This window comes from Flindersiella endophytica (assembly GCF_054779015.1).
In genome coordinates this window covers 310,503-333,332 of record NZ_BAAGYY010000024.1, presented here as the reverse complement: position 1 = coordinate 333,332, position 22,830 = coordinate 310,503, and the positions used below count along the sequence as shown (strand labels likewise).

Genomic DNA, 22,830 nt, shown 5'->3' with positions numbered 1-22,830 from the left:
CTTGAACAGATCGGCCACGCGAGCCGGTCAGGCCCAGCTGAATCCCGGACCGGTCGGCGCCAGCGCGCAGCCGTCCTCCAGCCGGGGATAAGCATCCGCCCCGGAACGGAGGCCGGTCTCCAGCCAGACCGCAGTCGGTGCGCACATCAGCAGGCTCAGCGCGGCCGTCCCGCCACCGTGCGAGGCGTACGGCACGTCGAACGCCGCCGCCAGCGCGCCGACCGCCCGGATCTCGGTCGGTCCGCAGGCCCGGCGCAGGTCGGGCTGCACGATGTCGCAGCAGCGCCGTTCGAAGAACTCGCGGAACTGCCTGGCGTTGTAGAGGTTCTCGCCGGCCGCGATCGGCACGGTGAGCCGCCGGGTAAGCTCGGCGTAGCCGTCGAAGTCGTCAGCCCGCACGGGCTCCTCGAACCACGTCACGTCGTACGACTCGTAGACCTGGCCCCGCCGCAGCGCCTCGGGCACCGTCAACACCTGATTGGCGTCGACCATCAACGGAACGCCGGCGCCGATCTCCGCGCGGACGGCCTCGATCCGCTGGACGTCATCCTCCAGCGAACCGGCCGCCACCTTCATCTTCACGCCGCGAAAGCCCTGCTCCACAGCCGCGGCACACTGCCGGCGCAGCTCGTCGAGAGAGTAGTTGGACCAGCCGACCATGGCGTACGCCGGAACACGGTCGCGATAGGGACCCCACAGCGTGTAGGTGGGCACGCCGTGCGCCTTGCCCAGCAGGTCCCACAGCGCCACGTCGACCGCGCTGATGCCGAACGTCGCCAGCCCGGCCGTGCCGTGGTATTCGGTCTCGGCCTTCATCGTCTCGACGAGCGCGGGAATCGCACCGGCGTTCTGCCCGACCAGCAGCGGTGCGAGCTCCTCCTCGATCAGCACCGCCAGTGTCTTCGGTGCACCGTCGCCACGCCCGAACGACGAGCCGCCGACGCCCACCAGTCCTTCGGACGTCGAGATCTCGACCGTGACCGAGCCACCGCCGGTCAGCGTCTGCAACGCGTCCCGGATCGGGTTCTCCGCATGCGGACGCTGCTGGTACGAGACCCGGACTTCCTTGATTTTCAAGGCTTCTCACCCTTCCCGACGGCTGCCAGCCTGCGTACGACCGCTTCGTCGAGCTCGACACCCAGGCCTGGCCGGTCGGGTGCGCGCATCCGGCCGTCCGACACCAGCACCGGCTCCTGCCAGATCGGCCAGTCGTCGCGTAGCGGGTGCGGCTCGATGTTGTACTCCTGCGGGTAGACGCAGTTCGGCGTACTGATCCACAGGTGCAAGTGTGCCAGGGTGCCAACCGTGGGTTGCGTGTTGTGGACGGTGATCGGCTTGTTGAACGTCTGGGCCAGTGCGGCGATCTTCTTGAACTCCGTGATGCCACCGCATTTGATGACGTCCGGCTGGAGGATGTCGATGTTCGCGTGCAGGATGAGGTCGCGGAACTGCCAGCGCGTGTACTCCTGCTCGCCGGCTGCGATCGGGATGTCGACGGCAGCGGCCAGCGCGGCGTAGCCGTCGTGGTCGTGCGCGGCCAGCGGCTCCTCGAAGTGCCAGACGTCGTACTTCTCGAGGCCGCGAGCGATCTTGATCGCCGTGTGCGGATAGTAGGAGTTGTTGACGTCCACGAGGATGTCGAAGTCGTCGCCGACCGCGGCGCGCATCTCGCGTACGGTGTCGAGCGTCTGGTCGAAGCCGTCGTCGTACATCCACGGCGTCGCCGAGTGGATCTTGTACGAGCGATAGCCCTGCTCCTGGAAGCTCACGGCCCGGGCAGCTTCCTCCTTTGGTGGAATGCCGCGCTGCATCGAGCTGGCGTAGACCTCCGGCGCCTCGCGGAACACACCACCGAGCAGGGCGTAGACCGGCTGGTTCGCGACCTTGCCGGCGATGTCCCACAGCGCGATGTCGATGCCGGCCATCGCCTCGAGGTGAGCGCCCATCGGCCCGAGCTTGTACGGCTTGTGGAACATCTTGTGCCAGAGCCGCTCGATGTCCGACGGGTCCTCGCCGACGACGAGCGGCGCGAGCGCCTGCTCCACCATGGTGTGCGTGACGGCGACGTTCATCGGGCTGACCTCGCCGACGCCGGTGACGCCTTCGTCGGTGTGCACACGGATCAGCTGGTACTGACCGAGCAGCACGATCGACTCGACCTGGGTGACGCGCATGGAAGACCTCGCTAGGAGTTGAGTGCCCGTTCGACCTGACCCTTGACGCCTTCGAGTGCCTGCTTGGCGGTCTTCTGGCCCAGGAAAACGAGCTCGAGCTGCGGCCGGTACAGCGCCCTGGCCTCCTGGATGTGCGGGTTGAAGTTCTCGTTGACGCCGTGCTCGGCCGCCTCCACGACCAGCGCGAGGTGCGCCGGCGTGGTGCCCTTGGCCTCGAGCAGCTTGGCCGCCTCCTTGTTCGCGGGTACGAGGTCCCGTTGCTCGGCCAGTGCCTTCGCGCCCGCCGGATCGGTGAACGAACGCAGCAGTTTCCACGCGCCGTCAGGGTTCTTCGCCTTCGCGGGAATCGCCCAGACGATCAGCGTGGCGATCGTCTTGTGACTGAGATTTCCGGGAATTGGTGCCAGATCCCAGGCGAAGTCCTTGACGTTCTCGCGCATGTACGCGGCCGAGCCGAAGTTGCGCGTCATCATCGCGACCTTTCCGGTGGCGAACATCGACAGCGCGAAGTCGGGGTTGCTCTCGCCGCCCTGGATCTCCTCCCAAGGTGGCTGCACCTTGTGCTTCAGGGAAAGGTCGGCCAGCCATTGGATGCCCTCGACGCTGGCCTCGTCGGCGAGCGTGAATCGCTTGCCGTCCTTGGAGTAGATCCCGTCCGTACCGTTGTTGACGGTGAACGTCGTCTCGGAGCTGGTGTCGTCGAACGCCAGCACGCCCCAGCGTTCGCCGGGGATCGTGAGCTTTCGCGCCGCGGCGAGGAAGTCGTCCCACTTCCAGCCGTCGTCGGTCCAGGTGGTCGGCGGCAGGTCGAGACCGGCCTGCTTGAACGCGTCGACGTTGTAGAAGACCAGGTTGGGCTGGGTGCCGGAGGCCCACGCCGTGTGCTTTCCGTCCTGCTGGATCGGGAACTTGTACGGGTGCTCGAAGTAGTCGGACTCCGAGAGCCCGTCCCGCTTGATGTAGTCGTTGAGGTCGAGCAGCGCGTCGTTCTGCGAGTAGCCCAGCACGTAGTCGTCGTTGATCCGGATCGCGTCGGGCGTCGCGCCCGAGGACATGATCGTGAGCAGCTTGGTGTCGTAGTCGGTGGTGGGCGCCGGCTGGACCGTCACCTGGAGGCCGCTGGACTTCTCGAAGGCCGCGACCGCGTTGGAGAGCGGCTCGCCCTTGGCGACCGGATCCCAGTTGAGGAACGTGATGTTCTTGCCGTCGCCTGCCGCCGAACCACCGTTGCCGCACCCCGCGATTCCCGCGACACCTGCGGCCCCGAGAGTGGCTGCGGAAGCTCCCAGAAAGCCTCGTCGGGTAAGCATGTTCCGGAGGCTAGGCGTGGTCGCGGGAAGGGTCAAGGGTACGTATTCACTAGCCGGCGTACGAACGCGTCCGATGCCGGACTTCGGTCAGCGACAACTAAAATTCACTGAAAGCATTGACCAGCTCTTTCGCGGGTTTTAGCTTGCGAATGTGAGCACCCGAGCGACGTTGACCGATGTGGCCGAGCGGGCAGGCGTGTCGCTCGCCGCGGCTTCGCTCGCGTTGCGAGGCAAGCCGGGCGTCGGCGATGACACGAGGCGGCGCGTGCTCGATGTCGCCAACGAGCTCGACTACCGCACGCGTACGGGTGCTCGCGCTGTGAACAGTATCGGGCTGCTGGTCAAGGCGCGGCCGCACGATGTCGCAGAGACCAACGCGTTCTACGGCCCGGTCATCGCCGGTATCACCGAGGCGTGCATCGCGCGGGGGATCGACGTACGCCTGGACGCGATGCCGGTCGACGAGCACTTCAACCCGGTTCAGGTGCCGCGGCTCGTGACGTCCGACGAGGTGCGCGGGCTGCTCGTGCTCGGCGCCTACCTGTCGGAGAGGTCCGCGCGGCTGCTCGCCCGCCGGCCGGTGGTGCTGGTCGACGGGTACGCCGCCGATCCGTACAGCTTCTGCACTGTCGTCAGCGACAACACCGGCGGCATGGCCACCGCCACCAACCGGCTGATCGAGTTGGGCCACGAACGGATCGCGCTGGTCGGCACGACGCCTGACGCGTTCCCGTCGATCCTGGAACGCCGGCAGGGGTACGAGGCGGCGATACGCGCGGCAGGGCTCGAACCGCGGTTCGTCGACGGTCACCACGACGCACCGGATCACTGTGTGGCGGCGGCGATCGCCACGCTGGGCCGGGCGAACCCGCCGACGGCGTTCGTCGGCGCGAACGACGACGTGGCGCTCAACCTCCTCGCGGAGTTGAGGGATCGCGTGCCAGGGGAGGTGTCTGTCGTCGGCTTCGACGACGTGGCGGCGGCGAGCTTCGTACGCCCGAGGCTCGACACCGTGGCGATCGACAAGCGGGCGATGGGCCGGCTGGCCGTGTCGCTGCTGCGACACCGGATCGCGCACATTGCCGATCCGGTCTTCACCGTGACGCAACGCGCGGAGCTCGTCGTCAGGGAAAGCAGTCGACCACTTCGGTAAGACCTACTGGAGGGAAGCATGCTGAAGTCCCGTTCGCGCAAGCATGCCTTGCTTGCGACCGTTTTGTGCACGATCGCGGCGTTCGGAACCTCGACCGCCCACGCGCCCGGGGCCGCGGCGTTCCCGCCCGGCAGCAAGCAGGCGGTGCTCGGCTATCTCAGCTCGATCACCGGCAACCACATCGTCTCGGGTCAGCACAACAAGGAGCCGGCTACACAGCCGTCGCAATACACGGCCCAGGTGAAGGCCGTCACCGGCCAGTATCCAGGCCTCTGGGGCGGTGAGCTGATGTTCAACGCGGCCGACGTCGCGAACCGCCAGCTGGTCATCGACCAGGCGAAGACCGAGTGGAACAACGGCTCGCTGGTCGCGTTCACGTGGCACGTCTGCCCGCCGACGATGGGCAGCTCGTGTGCGTTCGAAGGTGGCGTGAAGAGCTCGATCACCAGCCAGCAGTTCAGCCGGATCATCACCGACGGCACGGCACTCAACAACGCCTGGAAGCGGCGGCTCGACGAGGTGGTGCCGTACCTTCAGCAGCTCGAGAACGCCGGGGTGCCGGTGCTGTTTCGCCCGCTGCACGAGATGAACGAGTCGTGGAACTGGTGGGGCAACCGGCCCGGACCAGGCGGCAGCGCGCGGCTCTTCCAGATCACGAAGGACTACCTGGCAGGCACCCGTGGCCTGGACAACCTGATCTGGGTCTGGAACGTGCAGGACAACCCGGCGGGCAACTGGGCGAGCTACTACCCCGGAAGCTCCTACGTCGACGTGGTGAGCCTGGACGTTTGGTACAAGAGCCACCCGAGCACCTCCGACTACGACCAGATCCGCTCGATCGCCGGTAGCAAACCGATCGCGATCGGCGAGCTGGGAAAGGTGCCGAACGACGCCCTGCTCACCGGCCAGCCGCGCTGGAGCTACTTCATGGTGTGGTCGGAACAGCTACGCGGAAACAACAGCGACGCCGAGATCCAGGCGGCGTACTTCCATCCGCGAGTGCTCAACCAGGGCGAGTTCTGGATCGGCTGAGCCATATGATTCAGGCCAACGGCGTTGGACGGAGGCGGAGATGCGTCGATTGGTCGCCTGGATCGCAGGTGCGCTTGTTCTCACCGCTGCTCTTGGCAGCTGCGGCATCGGGCCTGGCCTGCGGAAACTGGTCGGCGATGACGATGAGCCGAAGCCCACGAGCACCGTCACGCCGGCCACGTTCGGGCAGCCGCTCCAGCTTCGTCCGGTCACGGAGGTGGCTCCCGCGCCCTGCGCGTCCGGCATGGTCGGCGATGTCGAGGGGACGCAGTGCTATCGCCTGGCCGAGGAGACGATCTCGATCGAACGGGTCAAGGACATCAAGTCCGGGGTTACCAAGGGGAGCCCTGAGTTCGCTGTCATGCTGACGCTGTATCCCGAGGATGCCAAGGCGTTCGGTGACCTGACCGGGCGGCTGGCCAAGGAGCAGTCTCCGCGTAACCAGGTGGCCGTCGTGGTGGACGGCAAGGTGGTGTCGGCGCCGGCCGTGATGGAGGCGATTCCCGGCGGGGAGATTCAGATCGCCGGCAACTTCACGCAGCAAAGCGCTCGCGAGCTGGTCGAGCGGATCAGGCGCTGAGCGCCGGCGGGATGTTGTGGCCGAGCCGGAACGTGTTGGCCGGGTCGTAGCGGCGCTTCAGCTCTGCCAGGCGGGTGTAGTCGGCAGGCGTGTATCCGGTGCGTACCTCGTCGGTGGTGAGAGGGCCGTAGACGAAGTTCAGGCAACGCCCGATTGACATCGGCTCCAGATGTTCGAAAGCCTTCTCGTGTACGGCTCGGGCGGTGTCGGTGTCGGCGTCTTCGGTGACAAGCGGCGAGAGCACACGGGCGACGTAGTTCGCCTCGCGGTGCCCGACGGCGTTCGCGACCGCGGGCGGGTTGCTCAGCGCACCGCCGAGGTGGCGTACCTCGACGATGCACGGAGCATCGGCGCCCGGGCCGGTGAGGTCGAGCAGGCGGTCGAGCGCCGCCGCGTCCAGGCTCGGCAGCATCGCGTTGTGCACACCGTAGAAACCGTGCGGCTGCGTGGGGTCGCGGTAGATCTGGCCGGACGCCTGGAACGGCAGCTCCTCCACCTGGTCGACCAACCGCGGGCCGACCGCGCGCAGGGGCGCGATCAACTGCTCGCCCTCGGCGGGATCTCCGGTGTATGCGAGCCGGATCGACGCGACGTACTTGCCGCGCAGCGGCTCCGGGACCGAGGGAAAGTCGGGGTAGGTCATCAGCGACATCGACGAGGTGAGCTCGTCGGGCAGGCCCGCTGTCCACTCGACGTAGGCCGACGACAGGTCGGACGCCTGCTCGCCGGCGAAGGCCAGCGTTCCGCCGTAGAGCTGGGCCACCGGCAGCAGGTCGATCTCCATGCTGGTCACGACGCCGAAGTTGTCGCGCCCGCCGCGAAGTGCCCAGAAGAGATCCGGTTCGGAGTCCGGACTCACCGACCGCAGCTGCCCATCAGAGGTCACGACCTCGAACGAACGAACGTGGTCGGCGGCGTAGCCGTAGCGGCGCCCGAGCAGGCCGAGCCCGCCACCGAGGACGTACGAGACGGCGCCCACGTGCGGCGCGCTGCCGGACAGCGGCGCCAGGCCGAACTGCGCGGCGGCGTCGATCACCTGCTCCCAGCGCACGCCGGCCTCGATCCGAGCAGTGCGGGTGCCCGGCTCGACCTCGACGCGGGCGAGGTTCCGAGTGCTGATCAGGAGCGCGCCATCGTCGGCGGGGTGCGCGAGGCCGTGCCCAGTGGCTTGTACGGCGATGGCCAGGCCCTGCTCGTTCGCGTGATCGACGGCATGCCGTACATCGGCAGAACTGTCGGCGACCGCGATCGCGCCCGGCTGATGACGCCATGCGCGCTGGAAGCCGGTGCGTTCGTCGTCGTAACCGGGGTCGGCTGGGTGGAGTATCCGCGTCATGGATCCCAGCCTGTCCCGGATCGGGTTAGAAAGCAAAGTTCTGTTGAGTCTGGGAGTTAGAATCGATGGTTATGGAGTTGCGTCAACTGGAGTACTTCGTCGCGGTCGCCGAGGAACGCAGTTTCACCCAGGCGGCGGCGCGAGTGCGAGTGGCGCAGCCCGGCGTGAGTGCGCAGATCCGGCGACTCGAGCGGGAGCTCGGAGAGACACTGTTCGATCGCTCCGGACGCACGATCAGGCTCACCGAGGTCGGAGCGGCGGTGCTGCCGCATGCCAAGGCAGCCTTGGCGGCGGTCGTCGAAGCCCGCCAGGCAGTCGACGAACTGTCTGGGTTGGTGCGCGGCCGGGTGCTGATGGGAACGGCCACAGCGTTCCCATCAGAGGAACTCGACGTGCCAGGGCTGCTGGCCGACTTCCACGCGGAGCACCCAGCAGTGGAGATCAGCCTCGTCGAAGCCGCGTCCGACCACCTCTTCGCCGCCCTGTCCGCCGGCGAGCTCGACCTCGCACTGGCCGCCCTGGTCGGCCCACTGCCACCCGGCATCGCCACGCAGGTCGTGATAGACGAGCCATTGGTTGCCGCCGTCACCCCCGACGATCCATTGGCAACCCGCGCCCCGATCGCACTGGAAGCACTGGCCACACGTACGCTGATCTGCCTCCCACGTGGCACCGGCCTGCGCGCTGTCCTGGACGAAGCATTCAGCGAAGCAGGCATCCAGCCAACGATCGGCTTCGAGGCCAGCCAGCCCTACGCCCTCGCCCAGTTGGCCTCCCGCGGCCTAGGCGTAGCCATCCTCCCTCAATCCACCGCGACAGCGTATTCCGGCCCCCTGCACGTCCTGGGCATCGTCCGCCCAAGACTCCGCGGCCAAATCGTCCTAGCCTGGAAGGGCGACGCCCCAATCAGCCCCGCCGCCCGCACCCTGGTCAAACAAGCACGTGCGAGATTTGCGTAAAAGCAGAACCGCGCCAGGCTCGCCATCCGCTCGCGCGTCCAGCAGTAATCGCCCGCCCTAGCTGCCCACACCACGCAAAGCCGTGATCGGCTCGATCGCGGAGGCCTTCCAGGCTGGATACGTTCCTGCCAGCAGGCCGATAGCCGCACCGAGCAAAGGCGCGACGAACACCAGGCGGAGGTCCAGCAGGGGCGTCCACTCGCGGACAGCTGAGACCGAGACGGTCAACACCACTCCGACTGCCGTTCCCAGGAGCCCGCCGAGGAAGCCCACCACGACACTTTCGACCAGGAACTGTCCGGCCACATGCCGTCGCCCGGCACCGAGTGCCCGCCGCAGGCCGATCTCCGAGACCCGCTCGAGCACCGACAGCAAGGTCACGTTGGCGATGCCGAGGCCGCCGACGAGCAGCGCAACGCCGCCCAGCAACAGGAACAGCGCATTCACGTCGGTCTCGACGTCCGCGCGTACCTGGCCCTGCTTCGGTGGTGCGTCGACCTTCAGCGCCTCCGGGCGGTTCGGCTCGATCGCGATCGGGGCTTGGCGGGCGATCAGCTGGGCCGCGCCCACGCTCGTCCGGATCTCCAGCGTGGAAGGTGTTTCCAGCTCATATGCCGAACGCGCCGTGCCGTTGGGCATGACGATCGAATCCAGCAGTTCGGAACGGCTGGACACCGTGTCGATGATGCCGATCACGGTGTACGGCTGGTCGCCGAGGAAGATGGTCGGCTGGGAGTCGATCCGGTTGATGCCCAGCCGTTTCGCGGCGTTGCGGCCCAGCAGGACAACGGGGTCACGGCGTCGATCGTGGCCGGCGTCGAAGAAGCGGCCGGTCTTGAGCTTCGCCTGCACCGCGCCGAACAGGCCCGGTGAGCCCGCCACCGCGGGGATCGCCTGAGCGGAGCTCGCCGACGGGTCGACGATCGGGATCGTACGTACGGTGTCGTCGCCGATGTCGAGGCGGCTGAAAGTGCCGGCCACCTGTACGCCGTTGAGTCTTTCCACTCGCGCCGGTGCGTTCCACGGGAGCTTGGTCACCGCGGCCGTCGCGCCGGAGCCGCCGGCGAGGTCGGGGCGTTCGTCCGGTTCGACCACGACCCGAGTCGCCGCGGCCAGGTCGAAGTGCTCCGTGATCTGCCCGGCGGCGGTCTGGCCGAGGCCCAACGTGCCAACCAGGGCGGCGATTCCGAGCACGGTACCGAGCGTCGTCAGTGCCAGCCGGGTCGGCCGCGCGGTGACGCCCGCCAGCGCTTCGTCCAGGAGGTCGCGTACGCGCGGGCGGTTCCGAAGCACGCGCCCGAACCGTAGTCCGGCCTTCACGAGAGCACCCCGTCCACGATCCGCACCTGACGCTGCGCCCGGCCGCTGACGTGCTCGTCGTGCGTGATGACCGCGATCGTCATCCCGTCGCGATGGAGCTCGTCGAAGCTGTCGAGGATCGCGGCGGCGTTGGCGCTGTCGAGGTTGCCGGTCGGCTCGTCGGCCAGCAGCAGGCTCGGCTCGGACACGATGGCCCGTGCGATCGCCACCCGTTGCTGCTCGCCACCCGACAGCACGGTCGGGGCGAACTCCATCCGGTGGCCGAGCCCGACTCGTTGCAGCGCCTGCCGCGCCCGGGCCAGCCGCTCCCGCCGCGGGACGCCGACGTACAGCATCGACATCGCGACGTTCTCCGCGACCGTGCGATGCGGGAGCAGGTGGAACGCCTGGAAGACAAAGCCGATCGCCCGGCCACGCAGCACCGAGCGACGACGTTCCGACAACGACGAGGTGTCGACGCCGTTCAGTTGGTACAGGCCCCGGGACGGCCGGTCCAGCAGGCCGAGCAGATGCAGCAACGTCGACTTGCCCGAGCCGGACGGCCCGACGATCGACAGGTACTCACCAGCCCCGATCCGCAGGTCCACCCGCCGAATGGCGTTCACCTCGGGCGGTCCCGCGTACACCCGCCCGATCTCCGTCATCTCCACGACGTTCACCGGCCGACCACCACTTGATCGCCGGCCGAGAGGTCACCGTTGACCGGCCGGACCTCTGCATACCCGTCGGCCGACAGGCCCACCTCGACCTCCACCAGCGTGCGCTTTCCGCCCTTGAGGACCTCGACCCGCGACTCGCCGCCGGGCCCGGCCGACAACGCCGCGACCGGCACCGCCAGCACCTTTCCCTTGGTGCTGCGGACCGGAATCGTCACGCGTACGTTCGCCGAGCGCAGCAGCTCGAGCTGTTGTGCCGTCAGCTTCTTGGGCGTGATGACGACGTCGTACTGCGTTCCTTCTTCGGAGTCGTCGTCCCGGTCGATCCGCGTGATGGTCGCCTGCACGCGTTGCCCGTCGACAAGGTGGATCGTCGCCGCCATGCCCTTGCGTAGCAGGGACTTCGTGGTCGGGTCGACGCTCGCCGTGACCACCAGGTCGGCGCCGCTCACCGACATCACGGCGTTGGTGCCGACCTCCGAGCCACGCTTGACCTCGATCGAGTCGACCCGGCGCGGCAGTGAACGGACGAACACGACCTCGCTGATCGGCAGGGGAGTGCCGGCCGCGGTCTTCGCCTCCGCCAGCGTTTCCTCGGCGTCGTCGACGCGGGCCCGGGCGTCGTCGAGCGCGGATCGCTCGGACGACGTGTCCTTCGGCTCCAGCAGATCCGCCAACTGCGCTCGAGCCAGCCGCAGCTGCTCGGTCGCCTCGGCGATCGCGCGCCGGTCGCCCGCGCGCTTGGCCTCGGCCAAGGCGCGTTCGGCTTGGTTCACGGCGTTCTCGGCCTGGACGCGCTGCGTCCGAGTCGGCCCGGCCTGCGCGTTCTCCAACGCCCGTTCGGCATTGCTCTCCTGCTCCTCGGCTGTGTCAAGGGCGTCCTGCGCTCGGTCGACGGCCTGGGTCAGCGCTTCGTCGGCCTTCGGCGGCTCGTAACCCGCGTTGCGGAACAGCTTCGCGACGGCCGAGGAGGTTCGCGAGTCGTACTTCTCGTCGACCACGCCGGTGTCGTATCCCAGCCGGTGCAGGGTTTGCTCCACCTGCTTGACGTCCGGCCCGCGCATGCCCGGCCGCAGCGCGCGATACATCGGAAGCTCACCCGCGAGCGCGAGTACGGGCCGGCCGGTGACCTCCAGCAGCGGCTTGCCTTCGGTGATCCGTGACCCGACCTTGGGTACCTGGCCGGTCACCACGGCTTTGCCCTCGCCCGTCGGCTGGAGCTTGATGTCGACGGCACCCTCGAACGAAGCGTCCGCCCGGGTGACGACCTGGTTGTTCAGCGCCTTGCGTTCGACCGGCACGGTGATCTTCGAGGCAGCCGGCGGCTTGGTTCGCGCCGCCGCATCGGCGGGCGAGGTGAGCCGGGTGCCCGCGGCGACGCCGAGTCCCATCGAGACGACGGCGACGCCGCACACCACGCCGAGCACCTTCTTCCGCGATCGAATCACTTCGAACCCTTCGTCGGCGTGGCCTTCGGCGACTGCAGCTCGGACATGAAGTCGCGGTAGGCCTCGAGCTCGGTCTTGTGGTCCTTGACGAACGCGCCTTCCAGCTCGAACTGGACCGTGTGGTAGGTCTTGTTGTAGTGCTTCTCGCGGCACTGATAGTCCGCCTTGGCGACGGCCAGCTCGTACGGCTTGATCTTCGCCACTTCCTTGGGATCCGGCTTCTTCGGCTCGGTCGTGCTTGTGCTCGAGCCGGGCTGGTTGGACAGGCCGAACAGCCGCTCCAGACGCCGGCTCACCGACTGCGGTGCCTCCTCGGGCTTGCTGAAGCGGTACTTCTTGTCGGCCATGCAGTCCGACCAGGCCTTGGTCGCGTCCTGCAGCCTCGGGTCGGAGTCGATCCGCTTCCGCAGCGCGTCGATGTCGTCGAAGAGGCTCTGGAACCTCTCCATCTGGTTGCCGATCTCGCCCTTGTCAGGGCGGCCGTAGACCTGATCCATCGACTTGCCCCGACAGCCGTTGTCGGCGTTCTTGCCGCTCTTGCCGGTGGTGCTCCGCTGGGCTTCACCGCCATCGCCGTCGCTGCCGACGACGACTTGGGCGCCCGCGCCGTTCAGCGCCTTGTCGTACGCCTTCCTGGCCTGTTCGGACAAGTTGTCCCGAATCTCCCGGTTCGGGTCGCTGTCCGCGTCGCCGTCGTTCGGGTCCTGCACCCAGCCGAGCGTCGTGATGCCGTAGCCGTACTGCTCGGCGAACTTGTCGGGTGGCAGCTCGTACGCCTCGTCGAGCTTCGACTTGCCGCCCGTGTCCGGCTGCACCGGAATGTAGGTGAAGCCCTCCTTCTGCATGCACTTGGCGATCAGGTCCTCGACCTGGCGCTGCTGGGCGCGGCTCTCGTCGGAGTCGCTGTCACCCCCGCCGATCTTCACCGCGACGGCGGGGCCGGCGCCCTTGGAGAGCATGTTGCCCAGCGGGCTGCTGCCGAGGTACTCCTCCAGCGGGCTCTTCTCGGACTGGCCGGAACCGGACTCCTTGGGGTCGGTGGTCGCGCCGTTGCCGTTCGCGCAGCCGGTGAGCGCGATCGCCAGGCCGGCGAGAATTGCGACCGAACGTCGTCTGTTCATGGCCGTCAGCGTGGCGTGAGCGGGATCAAGAACTTGTGAAGGAGCTGTCAGCCGGTTATGTGTGAATAGGGCTCGCACATGATCTTCATAGGTTTCTCATGTGTTGTTGCGACACTGCGGGGCGTGGGAGCACGAATCCTGGTCGCGGAGGATGACCCAAAACAGGCCGACCTGGTACGAAAGTACCTCGAACGGGAAGGCCACGTCGCCGTTGTCGTCCACGACGGCCGGTCGGCGATCGACGAAGCGAGGCGCCGGCGGCCCGACCTGCTGGTGCTGGACGTGATGATGCCGCGCGTCGACGGGCTGGACGTGTGCCGCGTGCTGCGCGCCGACCAGGCCACCGGTGAGCAACTGCCGATCATCATGCTGACCGCGCGTTCGACAGAGGACGATCTGCTGCTCGGCCTCGACCTCGGCGCCGACGACTACCTCACCAAGCCGTACAGCCCGCGCGAGCTGGTGGCCCGCGTCCGCGCGTTGCTACGCCGGTCGCAGACGCCTAGGCCCGAGGGCGTCTACGAGGTGGGCGGCCTGGCGGTCGACACGGTGCGGCACGAGATCCGGCTGGAAGGCAAACCGATCGAGACCACGCCGGCGGAGTTCAAGATCCTGGCCTGCCTGGCCGAGTCGCCCGGTCGGGCGTTCACCCGGCAGCAGTTGCTGGACTACGCGTTCGGCTTCGATCACTACGTACTGGATCGCACGATCGACGTCCATGTGATGAACCTGCGCAAGAAGCTCGAGGACAACCCAGCCGGTCCGCGGCTGTTGCTCACTGTCTATGGCGTCGGCTACAAGCTGGCCGAGCCTGAGGACGCCGAGTTCGAGGGGGTGTGATGCGCCACAGCCTGCTGCTTCGGCTGCTCCTGTTGTCGTTGTCGGTCGCGCTCGGCGCGGTCGCCGCGACGGCCGTGCTGGCGACGTACAGCACTGGTGAGCAGTTCCAAGGCGAGATCAAGAAGGCCGACGGCCTGGTCGAGACCGACACGATGATCTACTCCTTCGTGCTGAACTACGCCGGCGAGCACGACTCGTGGGACGGTGTCGAGGACACCGTGATCGAGCTCGCGAAGCAGACCGGTCGCCGGATCGCACTGACCGACGAGAACGGCAAGCTCATCGCCGACTCCGCGCGGCTGCTGGACGAGGGGTCGGTGCCGCTGCCGTCGCTGGCTGCCGCGACGGTCGACTGGGCCGCGCCGCCGAGCCAGCCGGAGACAGCCGTCTACAAGCAGGCCGGCACCGCGGTCATCTCCGGAGGCTTCTCGCTGGGTGGCGGGCCGACGGTCTCGCCGTACTGGCGGATGAGCAAGGCCGAGCTCGTCGAACGTGCGGCTCTGGAGAAGCAGGCCATGACCTGCCTGACCGAACATGGCGTCGAGGCGATCCCGGTGAACGGGCCCGAGGGTGTGCCGCAGATCGTTCTCCCGGACGAGGACCCGGCTGCCGCGAAGGCGGATCCCCTGACCCGGGGGTCCAGCGTGATCGCCACCAAGCAGACGGCGGTGCAGCATCCGTGCATTCCGGCCAAGCTCTCTGAGCCGAGCCGGGTCGCGAAGGAGGTCGACGCCACCAAGCTCGCGCTGACCAAGGAATGCCTGCACGACAGCGGCTTGGAGTACGTCGAGGTGGCCGGGCCCAACGGAACGCGCAGCCTGGCACCCAAGGGTGCCGTCGACGCCAAGTCGTCCGGCGGGTCGGGAGAACTGGGTGAGCCGGGTGACGTCGCCCCGGCCGACCAGGCCAAGCAGGTGCTGGTGGACTGCGACGCCAAGGCCCGCACCGAGGCGTTGCGACCCTATGTCGCGCCGGTCGCGAAGCTCTATCTCGGCACCAGCGACCGCTTCAACGCTTTCTCCGGCGACGGTCTGTGGCGTACCGCGGCAACTGCGCTGATCGTGCTGCTGATCGCGGCCGCCATCACGGTCCTGGCCGGGCGGCGGATGATGCAGCCGATCCACGCGCTCACCGGTGCTGCCCAGCGCATGACGGCCGGCGACCGGACCGCCCGGGTCTCCACCGGCGGCAAGGACGAAGTCGGCCGGCTGGCGCGGGCGTTCAACACGATGGCGGAGACGATCGAACGCAACGAGCAACAGCGCAAGGCGATGGTCAGCGACATCGCGCACGAGCTGCGTACTCCGCTGTCCAACGTTCGCGGCTATCTCGAGGCCGCCGAGGACGGCGTGGTGCCGCTGGACCGTTCGCTCGTCCGCTCGTTGCTGGAGGACGCCGGGCTCCTGGAACGGCTGGTCGGCGACCTGCAGCAGCTGGCGTTGGCAGATGCCGGGATGCTGCACCTCCACCCGGAGGAATGCGACGTCTCGGACCTGGCCCGGCAGGTTGTCGCTGCGTATTGCGGGACCGCCGAGCGGCTGGGCGTGGAGCTGGAGCTGTCGGCGACCGAACCCGTTACGGTGCAGGCGGATCCGGGGCGGTTGCGGCAGGCACTGGGCAACCTGGTCGACAACGCGCTCTCCTACACAGGGGAGGGCGGCCGGGTGGAGGTGTCGGTTCGGCGGTCGGGTGGGTTCGTGGAATGCGCGGTCTCCGATACGGGGCCTGGGATCGCCCCCGAGCACCTGCCCCACCTGTTCGAGCGGTTCTACCGCGCGGATCCCTCGCGTAGCAGGGCAACCGGTGGGAGCGGGCTCGGGCTGGCGATCACCAAGCATCTAGTGGAGGCTCACAGCGGAGCGGTGGCGGTGAAGAGCACAGTGGGGAAGGGTTCGGTCTTCACCGTCCACCTGCCCTTGTCCTGAGCCGATTCGGCCTTGGCTGTCTGGCGTTCGGCGGCGCAGAACTTGTCGGTGGCCGGGCGCTTGCCGTCGACCAGGAACCTCGTCGTGGTGTTGAGGCCACACGGGTTGTCGTCGAACAGGTAGGCACCGTGGCCGCCCTGGTCGATCGACACCAACCGGGCCCGGTTGCCGAACTTCGAGCGCAGCATGAGCCCGCCGGCGTAGGGCGTGGCGGGGTCGCGGAGGTTCTGCAGCAGCAGGATGTTGGACGGTCCGCGCCGGCTGATCTCGACCTGGGGCTCCAGCGGCTCCGGCCAGTACGCGCACGGCAGGATGTTGGCCGCCGCGCCGCCGAACAACGGGTGGATCGCCCTGTCCTGTGCGGTGTGGCGCTGGTACGTACGCACGTCGCGAGGCCACTCGCTGTCGTTGCAGACGACGGCGAGCTGCGCCGAGAGAGCGTTGTCGAACGGGTGCGGCTCGGCCAGCCTGCTCTTCGCGAGCAGCTTGCGCGCCGTCGCCGCGTCCGCCCGGTCGAGCGCCTGCCACAGCTGCGCGAACTGCGGGAACGACGCGTCGGAATACAGAGAGGCGAACATCTCCAGCCGGAACAGCGAACCGTCGATGCCTTCGACCGGCGTGCGGTTCAGCCGCTCCACCAGCGCGAAGAAGTTGCGCCGCACCTCTGCCGGGGTCCGGCCGATGCCGTACGTGCCGTTGCGAGCCGCGGCGTACTTCGCGAAGTCGGGGAACCGCTGCTCGGCGCCGAGTCCGAACCTGCGGAACCCGTCACTGTCGAGGGCCGTGTCGCCGACGTTGCTGTCGAGCACGACCCGATCGGTCCGCTCGGGGAACAGCGAGGCGTACGCCGAACCCAGCACGGTGCCGTACGAAATGCCGTAATAGCTGATCTTCCGTTCGCCGAGTGCGACCCGGATCCGGTCCATGTCGCGGGCGGTGTTCGCGGTCGTCATGTAGCGCAGCGTCCCGGCGGTGTCGTTGACCACGCACTGCTCCGCGATGCTCTCGGCGACGGCCGCCTGTTCGGTGACGTCCGCGTCGTTCTCGGCGTACGGCGGGATGTTGGTGAGAATGCCCTGCTCTGTGGTGAATCCGCAGCTGACCGGTGCCGAGCGCCCGATGCCGCGTGGGTCCATGCCGATGACGTCGTAGCGGTCCATGACGGTGCTCGGCAGGCCGAGTGCCGCGAGGTCGGCCGGCAGCGACAGGCCCGGGCCGCCCGGACCGCCCGGGTTGGTCAGCAGGACACCACGGCGTTCGACCGGGTTCGTGCTGGCCAGCCGCGAGATCGCGATGTCGATCTGCCGGCCGTCCGGATCGGTGTAGTCCAGCGGAACGCTGACCGTCGTGCACTGCAGCAGCGCGGCGTACGGCCCGGACGCGGTTCCCTCCGGGCAAGGGCCCCAGCTCAGCGCGGTGGCCGCGCCGGCGGTGGCCGCCGGCAGCAGCGCCGCTCCGACCGCGGCGATCCCAACGCCGGCAAGCAGTTTTCGCAGTCGATGGCTCATTTCCCTCCTCAGACAGATCCCCCCACGCAGGTGTCCATCCAGCCCCCTCGGCCTACAGCCGCACGAGCCCACCCCCGCTGCTTCGCAGCATAGGTAGAACCGAGCTGCCGCCGTATCGTTCAGAGGGGGGAGTGGTTTCTCCTTCCTTCGAACGACGAGGCGCGAACATACCTATACTGCGCGGATGGCATTGGAGAAGCGCTCGGGCGTACGCCCCAGGACGTCCGACGAAGGGCCGCACCGGCAGCTCGACCAGCAGGCGCCGCCCGAGCTGTGGGGCCGGCTCGTGTTCGAGGCGACCAGGCTGCCGCACGTCGTCGAGGGGCGTAGCCAGGTGTCACCGGTGTCGTCGCGGGCGTTGCTGTTCGACGACCTGACCGAGGTGAAGGACGGCTCGACCTCGCTCGCGGCCGGCCCGCCGCTCGAACCGGCACACCTGCACGGCGTCACCGACACGAGCATCCATCTCTGCCTGCCGGCCGAACGCGCGAAAGAGGTGTGTGAGCTGGGCTGGGGCGAGCCGCACGGCTACGCCGACCACGACACGGAGATCATGGTCTACGGCCCGCGCGACGCGGGCGAGCTCGAGGTCGTGCTCGCACTCATCGCCGAGAGCTTGGTGTTCGCACGCAGTGCCAGCACCAACACCTGGGGCCACGCCTGAAGGGTTGGGAGCCGGTCTGTCATCGACGCCATTCGCGTGTCAACGTGTCCTTGCGTCGATGTCCCAGCAGATCGGCAATGGCATCGACGGGGGTTCCCTGACGGCGTAGCCGATTGCCGTAGGTGTGCCTGAGCACGGTCGGCGAGAGCGGGCTGTCCTGCCTGGTGAGCTGGGCTTTGCCGCCCACCCGGCCCACCAGGTCGCCGACCCAGCGGGTGGTGAGCCGGTCTCCCCGCCGGTTCACGAAGCACGCGGTGGTTTTCGTCGCCCATCGCTCGCGCTCGTGCCCCCATTCGCGGATGGCTTGTCGTGGCTGGGGCTCCAGCGGGATGCGGCGAGCCTGTCCACGCGGGGATTCGCGGATGTAGAGGTGTGCCCGGCGGGCGCGAAGGTCGACGTCCACGAGGTCGAGCGCGACAAGTTCCGCCACCCGAACGCCCGTGTAGTAAAGGGTGAGGAGGATCGCGCGGTCTCGCGCGGAGTCGACCTGGTTGGCGGTCTCGAGGAAACGGGTCTGCTGGTCGTGGGTCAGCACTCCGAGCGGCGCCTGCGGTTTCTCTGCCCGTGCGACACCCGCGGGTGGGCCGGGTCCCAGCCGTTCATAGAGGAGGTCCAAGGCGGTGAGGACGGCGTTGACCGTCGACGGTCGCGCGCGGCGTTCGGTCCTCAGCCACGACAGGTAGTCGCGGACCGCGCGATCCCGGATCGTCGCGTCCGAGAGCGGATCGCCCCGGCCGAAGTCGCTTCCACCCACCTCGTCGCCGGCGAGCCAGCGCAGGAACCCCGAGACTCGCGAGATGTACGCCCGTCGCGAGGAGTCGGCGAGTTCGGCTCCGGCAAGGACCTGCTCGTAGGCCGTCTGCACCTCGCGTGCCCGTTCGGATGTGATCAGCGCCAACGCCGGGCTCCTTCGCCATCGTCTCGGACGACGATATCGCAAGGTTCGCAATATCGGAAGTAGTAGGCTGCTGAAGTTCCGATATTGCGGAGTCGAGGAGGTGCCTTCGATGGCAGGGTTGGGATCGGCTTACGGCAGGCTCTGGACCGCTGGCACGCTGGGGAGTCTCGGGGACGGCATGTACATCTCCGCGCTGCCGATGCTTGCCGCGACGCTCACGTCCGAACCGTCGCTGGTGTCCGGTGTCGCGGTGGCCGTCGAGGCGCCCTGGCTGGTGTTCGGGTTGCTGTCCGGTGCGATCGTCGACCGGGTGGACAGGGGACGGCTCGCGTCGTCGGCGACCGTGGTCGGTGGGTTGCTCGCCGCGGTCCTCGCCGTGCTCGTGTGGTCGGGACACGCGAGCATCACCGCGATCTACGTGGTCGCCTTCGCGGTCGGAACGTGCGGCACGTTGAGCGGCACGGCCGCGATGACCATCACGCCGATGGTTGTCGCACCGGCTCAGCTCGAGCAGGCGAACGGCCGCCTGGTGGGAGCGAGGGTAGCAACGGGCGAGCTGGCCGGCCCGGCCGTCGGCGGTCTCCTCTTCGGAATCGGCCCCAGCCTTCCGCTCGCCGTCCATGCGGCGATGTCCGCCCTGTCGTCCTGGTTGTTCCGGTCTCTACGTGGCCCCCGGGCGCCGAGCCCTGGCGTGCGCCCCGCCGCGGTGGCGGATGTCCGCATGCTCGTCCGCGAGATGCGCGATGGCATGGTGTGGTTGTTCCACCATCGTCGACTTCGCCTCGTCACGATCCTGAGCGTGACCTTCGCGCTCACCGACTCCGCATGGTTCGCCCTGTTTCCCCTGTACGTAGGTCAGATCCTCGGCCTTCCCGTGGCCGCCTACGGTGTGCTGGTCGGACTCGGCGCGTTCGGTGGCGTGCTCGGTGGCCTGGCAGCGGCTCGCTTGACGGCACGCATCCGCTCTACCGGCGCCATTCTTGGAACGCTCATGCTTTCCGCGGCGGCCGCGCAAGTCGCCCTCGCACTCACCGATCAGACAGTGCTCGCCGCGTGCATGCTCGCCGTCAGCAGCTTCGCGTTCGCCATCTGGAACGTCCTCGTGGCCACGGCCTTCCAGACCCTCACGCCATCCGAGCTCCTCGGCCGCGTCGGCAGCGCCGACCGGACCGCCATCATGGGCGCGTCACCGCTTGGCGCGCTCCTGGGCGGCATCGCCGCTACAGCACTGGGCATCCGTGCGGCGTTCCTCCTCGGCGTCCCGCTACTCGTCGGGGGTGCGCTGCTCGCGTTCTCGAGGCTGCGCGAGGGGCCTTCCTCCCCTCGATGAGGGCGAGCTCGAGGTCGTGCTCGCCCGCATCGCCGAGAGCTTGGTGTTCGCACGGACGGTCAGCCCGACTTGCGCCGTTCCTCCAAAGCTGCGAGCGCTTCGTTGAACGGGCGTTCCAGCCAGGCCAGGTGGTCTGCCTCGCCGTGGTGGTGCGTGGTGAGGGCGTCGGAACGCCGGATCGCGGTGTGGCGGATGTAGTCGCGCGATCCCTCGACCAGCGTGCGGAGGTAGTGCAGCCCGTCGGGATCGGCCATGCCCCACGGCCCGTTGCACGCGACGTATACCGGCGACGTGTGCGCGAACACCTGCCGGCCCCACTCGTCGAGGTGGTGCTGCGTGCCGAACGCGCGGCACACGATCCACGAGTGGCCGTCGATCCGGACGTCCTCGGCAAGCGTGAATTGACGCTCGCCGCCGGCGGACGAGGCGGTCGCGGCGGCCACGACCTCGCCGTTGCAGACGATCTCCAGCTTGGACAACGGGAAGATGCTCGTCACCGATGCCTCGACGTGTACGGTGCCGGCTCCGCTGAGCGCGAGCGTGTCGCCGGCCTGCCGACCCTCGACGGAGAACGACAGCAGCGGCCCGCCCGAGAGGAACGTCCGCCCCTCCCGCACCGCACGGCACCAGCCGTCGTAGGAGAACTCCTCGTCGTCGCCGAGCCTGGCGTACGTACGGTAGATGCCCACGGGCACGCTGCTCGACATCTTGTCGGTGCCGCCGACGAGCGGCAATCGGTAGCCACAGTTGAGATAGCGGTAGTACTCCAGCAGCGGGTCGTCGCCGACCGCCAGCATCTCCACGGCGTCCGCGCGTCCCGTCGTGACGAGCACGGCCGGCTCACCGTTGGGGTTGGGGAAGTGCGCGGCGACGACCGTGCCGCCCTGTGCGTGTGTACGGTCGGCCCAGTCGCTCAGCGTCGCGTCGAGCGCGCCGCCGAGGTCGGCCTCGTCGGGGCCGTCGCTGGACCACGGCATGACGGGTTTCTTCAACCCCCACAGCAACATGTGGCCGAGCTGGTGCTGCCGGTTCTCCTGGCCGACGTAGGTGACGTAGTCGCCGCCGTCGATGATGCTCTGCCGGCCGGTGAAGTCCTCGGTGTTGGTGAACAACGCGCCCCACTGTGCCTGCAGCAGGTTGACCACCTTGAGATCCTCGCCGCGCTGCTCCAGCTGCGCTCCCGCCGTCGACAGGAAGTGGACGTGGGAGTCGCCGGACCACCAGCCCTGGGCCGCGAGGTCTGTGTTGCGCTTCAGTCGCAGCGTGAGTTCCCGCTGGCCGTTCTCGATGCGTACGGCCTCCCGCAGCGGCTCGTACTCGAACCCGCGCGCGACATCGACCTGGACCTGACCGCGCGGCAGCCAGCCCTGGCAGGTGCCGTCGATGTAGGCGTAGGTCGTGTTGCCGAGCTTGACGTCGCCGCCGACGTCGTAGTGCCAGCTCTCGAGGTTCTGCGCGACGTGGTTGTGGTGGCCGTGTGGCTGGTAGGGAACGCCTTCCGGTGAACGGAAATGGACGCGGCACGGCACCGGCTGGCCGGTCGCGTCGTCGACCACGGTCACGTGCACCCAGTTGCGACCCGGATCGACCAACTCGACGCGGACCTTGCCGTCCTCCGCGGAGCCGTCGCGTTCGACGTCGGCCCAGCGCACCCGGCCGTACTCCTCGCCCTGGTGTCCGACGACCAGCGTCGCCGACGGGAGCGCGGCGACGGTGGAGTACGCCGGGCTCATCCGGCGCTCCTCGTCCCGCGTGCCCCAGCCCGGCCGGTCGTCCTCGGTGGAGATCGGCTGCGGGTAGGCGGCGGTGCCGCGGTCGACATCCAGGTCCAGGACGCCGTCGGTCTTGGCGACCTTCTCGTCGGTGACCGTGAGCCGGACCGGCCGCGCGGGCGTACGAACGAACGGCTCCTCGTCGAGGTCGCTGACCGTGATGCCACCGACGACGAACGGAACGCCCTTGGGAACAAGGTCGATCCGCTCGATGGCTGTGCCGGGCTCGGGGTTTTCCCAGTACCACAGGTAGAACCCGTCCGGCCAGCCCTTCATGTGCTCGACGAGCCGGAAGCCGGAGCCGCTCCAGTTGCCCTTGAACCGGGGGAAGTTGAAGTCCTGCTTGTCGGGCAGCGCTCGGAACGGGAACCGGCCCCACTCGTGCCCGAGGATCTGGATCTCGAACCGTTCGCGGATCGGAACGGTGACGGCCGTGCCGCTTTCGAGGTGGAACACGTAGTCGGCGACGTGTGTGCCGACTCCGTGGCCGGCGGGTTTGGTGGGCTCGAGCTGACGGTGGGCGAAGACCACCCAGCGAGCGGCCTGGCCGACCGGGACGGAGACTGTCGAACCGGGCTTGACGAAGCAGCGTTCACCCGACCCGTCGCCGATCTGGAAGGGGAGTCCGCGAAAGAGCTTCGCTCCCAGGGGAAAGCCGGAGGTGTCGTCGTCGGCGAGCACGTCGAGGCCGGCGTTGTAGAGCGAGCTGAGGTCCAGAGGTTGGTATGCGCTCATTGCCGGATCGTACGCACGCGGCTCCTGTGACCGCCAGCCGAATTCCCGATCCGGCCGTCGGTGCGCTGG

Annotated in this window: 19 protein-coding genes; 8 read left to right on the top strand and 11 right to left on the bottom strand. The window is 68.3% G+C overall.

Going from position 1 to position 22,830, the window contains the following annotated elements:
• Positions 1-27: 27 nt before the first annotated feature.
• Genes ACYVF6_RS29355 through ACYVF6_RS29345 form a run of 3 tightly spaced genes read right to left on the bottom strand, consistent with a single transcriptional unit; the run spans position 28 to position 3,484 of the window.
• Positions 28-1,077 carry a mandelate racemase/muconate lactonizing enzyme family protein gene (locus ACYVF6_RS29355; RefSeq protein WP_460525843.1) on the bottom strand — a complete coding sequence of 350 codons (1,050 nt, stop codon included), beginning with the start codon at positions 1,075-1,077 and terminating at the stop codon, positions 28-30.
• The gene (locus ACYVF6_RS29350; protein ID WP_460525842.1) at positions 1,074-2,174 is read right to left on the bottom strand and encodes a mandelate racemase/muconate lactonizing enzyme family protein; all 1,101 of its coding nucleotides are present in this window, start codon (positions 2,172-2,174) and stop codon (positions 1,074-1,076) included. Before ACYVF6_RS29350 ends, ACYVF6_RS29355 begins: the two co-directional genes overlap by 4 nt.
• An 11-nt stretch (positions 2,175-2,185) precedes the next feature.
• Complete coding sequence (locus ACYVF6_RS29345) at positions 2,186-3,484, bottom strand: ABC transporter substrate-binding protein (protein WP_460525841.1); 1,299 nt, start codon at positions 3,482-3,484, stop codon at positions 2,186-2,188.
• 151 nt (positions 3,485-3,635) lie between these two features.
• Here ACYVF6_RS29345 and ACYVF6_RS29340 point away from each other — a divergent pair, with 151 nt between their 5' ends.
• Genes ACYVF6_RS29340 through ACYVF6_RS29330 form a run of 3 tightly spaced genes read left to right on the top strand, consistent with a single transcriptional unit; the run spans position 3,636 to position 6,249 of the window.
• Entirely contained in the window at positions 3,636-4,637 is a 1,002-nt protein-coding gene (locus tag ACYVF6_RS29340) for a LacI family DNA-binding transcriptional regulator (RefSeq protein ID WP_460525840.1), read from the top strand.
• Positions 4,638-4,655: 18 nt separating this feature from the next.
• Entirely contained in the window at positions 4,656-5,669 is a 1,014-nt protein-coding gene (locus tag ACYVF6_RS29335; RefSeq protein ID WP_460525839.1) for a glycoside hydrolase family 26 protein, read from the top strand.
• Between the two features lie 40 nt (positions 5,670-5,709).
• On the top strand, positions 5,710-6,249 hold the full coding sequence (locus ACYVF6_RS29330) for a SecDF P1 head subdomain-containing protein (protein ID WP_460525838.1): 540 nt from the start codon (positions 5,710-5,712) through the stop codon (positions 6,247-6,249).
• On the opposite strand, the gene ACYVF6_RS29325 is transcribed toward ACYVF6_RS29330, so the two are convergent.
• Positions 6,239-7,585 (bottom strand): FAD-binding oxidoreductase, encoded by a 1,347-nt coding sequence (locus ACYVF6_RS29325; RefSeq protein ID WP_460525837.1) that lies wholly within the window; start codon positions 7,583-7,585, stop codon positions 6,239-6,241. The two genes, ACYVF6_RS29330 and ACYVF6_RS29325, sit on opposite strands and share 11 nt — an antisense overlap.
• A gap of 77 nt (positions 7,586-7,662) precedes the next feature.
• Here ACYVF6_RS29325 and ACYVF6_RS29320 point away from each other — a divergent pair, with 77 nt between their 5' ends.
• Positions 7,663-8,544, top strand: a complete 882-nt coding sequence (locus ACYVF6_RS29320; RefSeq protein ID WP_460525836.1) for a LysR family transcriptional regulator — start codon at positions 7,663-7,665, stop codon at positions 8,542-8,544.
• 57 nt (positions 8,545-8,601) lie between these two features.
• Here the strand turns inward: ACYVF6_RS29320 and ACYVF6_RS29315 are convergent, their stop codons facing one another.
• From ACYVF6_RS29315 to ACYVF6_RS29300, 4 genes are read right to left on the bottom strand one after another with little or no spacing between them, the layout of a single operon-like run.
• Complete coding sequence (locus tag ACYVF6_RS29315; RefSeq protein WP_460525835.1) at positions 8,602-9,837, bottom strand: ABC transporter permease; 1,236 nt, start codon at positions 9,835-9,837, stop codon at positions 8,602-8,604.
• Between the two features lie 23 nt (positions 9,838-9,860).
• A complete protein-coding gene (locus tag ACYVF6_RS29310) occupies positions 9,861-10,508 on the bottom strand; it encodes an ABC transporter ATP-binding protein (protein ID WP_460526586.1) in 648 nt (215 codons plus the stop codon).
• A gap of 11 nt (positions 10,509-10,519) precedes the next feature.
• Positions 10,520-11,968, bottom strand: coding sequence for a peptidoglycan-binding protein (locus ACYVF6_RS29305; RefSeq protein WP_460525834.1), 1,449 nt, complete (start codon positions 11,966-11,968; stop codon positions 10,520-10,522).
• Positions 11,965-13,089 (bottom strand): hypothetical protein, encoded by a 1,125-nt coding sequence (locus tag ACYVF6_RS29300; RefSeq protein WP_460525833.1) that lies wholly within the window; start codon positions 13,087-13,089, stop codon positions 11,965-11,967. The genes ACYVF6_RS29305 and ACYVF6_RS29300 overlap by 4 nt, the downstream gene beginning before the upstream one ends.
• Positions 13,090-13,212: 123 nt before the next feature.
• Here ACYVF6_RS29300 and ACYVF6_RS29295 point away from each other — a divergent pair, with 123 nt between their 5' ends.
• The gene (locus ACYVF6_RS29295; protein ID WP_460525832.1) at positions 13,213-13,929 is read left to right on the top strand and encodes a response regulator transcription factor; all 717 of its coding nucleotides are present in this window, start codon (positions 13,213-13,215) and stop codon (positions 13,927-13,929) included.
• Positions 13,929-15,854 (top strand): sensor histidine kinase, encoded by a 1,926-nt coding sequence (locus ACYVF6_RS29290; RefSeq protein WP_460525831.1) that lies wholly within the window; start codon positions 13,929-13,931, stop codon positions 15,852-15,854. Before ACYVF6_RS29295 ends, ACYVF6_RS29290 begins: the two co-directional genes overlap by 1 nt.
• On the opposite strand, the gene ACYVF6_RS29285 is transcribed toward ACYVF6_RS29290, so the two are convergent.
• Positions 15,779-17,362 carry an alpha/beta hydrolase gene (locus ACYVF6_RS29285; RefSeq protein ID WP_460525830.1) on the bottom strand — a complete coding sequence of 528 codons (1,584 nt, stop codon included), beginning with the start codon at positions 17,360-17,362 and terminating at the stop codon, positions 15,779-15,781. The two genes, ACYVF6_RS29290 and ACYVF6_RS29285, sit on opposite strands and share 76 nt — an antisense overlap.
• A 184-nt stretch (positions 17,363-17,546) precedes the next feature.
• On the opposite strand from ACYVF6_RS29285, the gene ACYVF6_RS29280 reads away from it, so the two are divergent.
• Positions 17,547-18,026, top strand: a complete 480-nt coding sequence (locus ACYVF6_RS29280; RefSeq protein ID WP_460525829.1) for a luciferase domain-containing protein — start codon at positions 17,547-17,549, stop codon at positions 18,024-18,026.
• A gap of 19 nt (positions 18,027-18,045) precedes the next feature.
• Here ACYVF6_RS29280 and ACYVF6_RS29275 read toward each other — a convergent pair whose 3' ends face one another.
• Positions 18,046-18,924 (bottom strand): tyrosine-type recombinase/integrase, encoded by an 879-nt coding sequence (locus ACYVF6_RS29275; RefSeq protein WP_460525828.1) that lies wholly within the window; start codon positions 18,922-18,924, stop codon positions 18,046-18,048.
• Here ACYVF6_RS29275 and ACYVF6_RS29270 point away from each other — a divergent pair.
• Complete coding sequence (locus tag ACYVF6_RS29270; RefSeq protein WP_460525827.1) at positions 18,911-20,254, top strand: MFS transporter; 1,344 nt, start codon at positions 18,911-18,913, stop codon at positions 20,252-20,254. The two genes, ACYVF6_RS29275 and ACYVF6_RS29270, sit on opposite strands and share 14 nt — an antisense overlap.
• A 59-nt stretch (positions 20,255-20,313) precedes the next feature.
• Here ACYVF6_RS29270 and ACYVF6_RS29265 read toward each other — a convergent pair whose 3' ends face one another.
• Complete coding sequence (locus ACYVF6_RS29265) at positions 20,314-22,761, bottom strand: CehA/McbA family metallohydrolase domain-containing protein (protein ID WP_460525826.1); 2,448 nt, start codon at positions 22,759-22,761, stop codon at positions 20,314-20,316.
• Positions 22,762-22,830: the final 69 nt, after the last annotated feature.

Bases quoted from the DNA above. Each gene is read 5' to 3' on its own strand.
- ACYVF6_RS29350 (WP_460525842.1), bottom strand. From the start codon at position 2,174: ATGCGCGTCACCCAGGTCGAGTCGATCGTGCTGCTCGGTCAGTACCAG.
- ACYVF6_RS29345 (WP_460525841.1), bottom strand. From the start codon at position 3,484: ATGCTTACCCGACGAGGCTTTCTGGGAGCTTCCGCAGCCACTCTCGGG.
- ACYVF6_RS29335 (WP_460525839.1), top strand. From the start codon at position 4,656: ATGCTGAAGTCCCGTTCGCGCAAGCATGCCTTGCTTGCGACCGTTTTG.
- ACYVF6_RS29330 (WP_460525838.1), top strand. From the start codon at position 5,710: ATGCGTCGATTGGTCGCCTGGATCGCAGGTGCGCTTGTTCTCACCGCT.
- ACYVF6_RS29325 (WP_460525837.1), bottom strand. From the start codon at position 7,585: ATGACGCGGATACTCCACCCAGCCGACCCCGGTTACGACGACGAACGC.
- ACYVF6_RS29310 (WP_460526586.1), bottom strand. From the start codon at position 10,508: ATGACGGAGATCGGGCGGGTGTACGCGGGACCGCCCGAGGTGAACGCC.
- ACYVF6_RS29300 (WP_460525833.1), bottom strand. From the start codon at position 13,089: ATGAACAGACGACGTTCGGTCGCAATTCTCGCCGGCCTGGCGATCGCG.
- ACYVF6_RS29290 (WP_460525831.1), top strand. From the start codon at position 13,929: ATGCGCCACAGCCTGCTGCTTCGGCTGCTCCTGTTGTCGTTGTCGGTC.
- ACYVF6_RS29285 (WP_460525830.1), bottom strand. From the start codon at position 17,362: ATGAGCCATCGACTGCGAAAACTGCTTGCCGGCGTTGGGATCGCCGCG.
- ACYVF6_RS29280 (WP_460525829.1), top strand. From the start codon at position 17,547: ATGGCATTGGAGAAGCGCTCGGGCGTACGCCCCAGGACGTCCGACGAA.
- ACYVF6_RS29265 (WP_460525826.1), bottom strand. From the start codon at position 22,761: ATGAGCGCATACCAACCTCTGGACCTCAGCTCGCTCTACAACGCCGGC.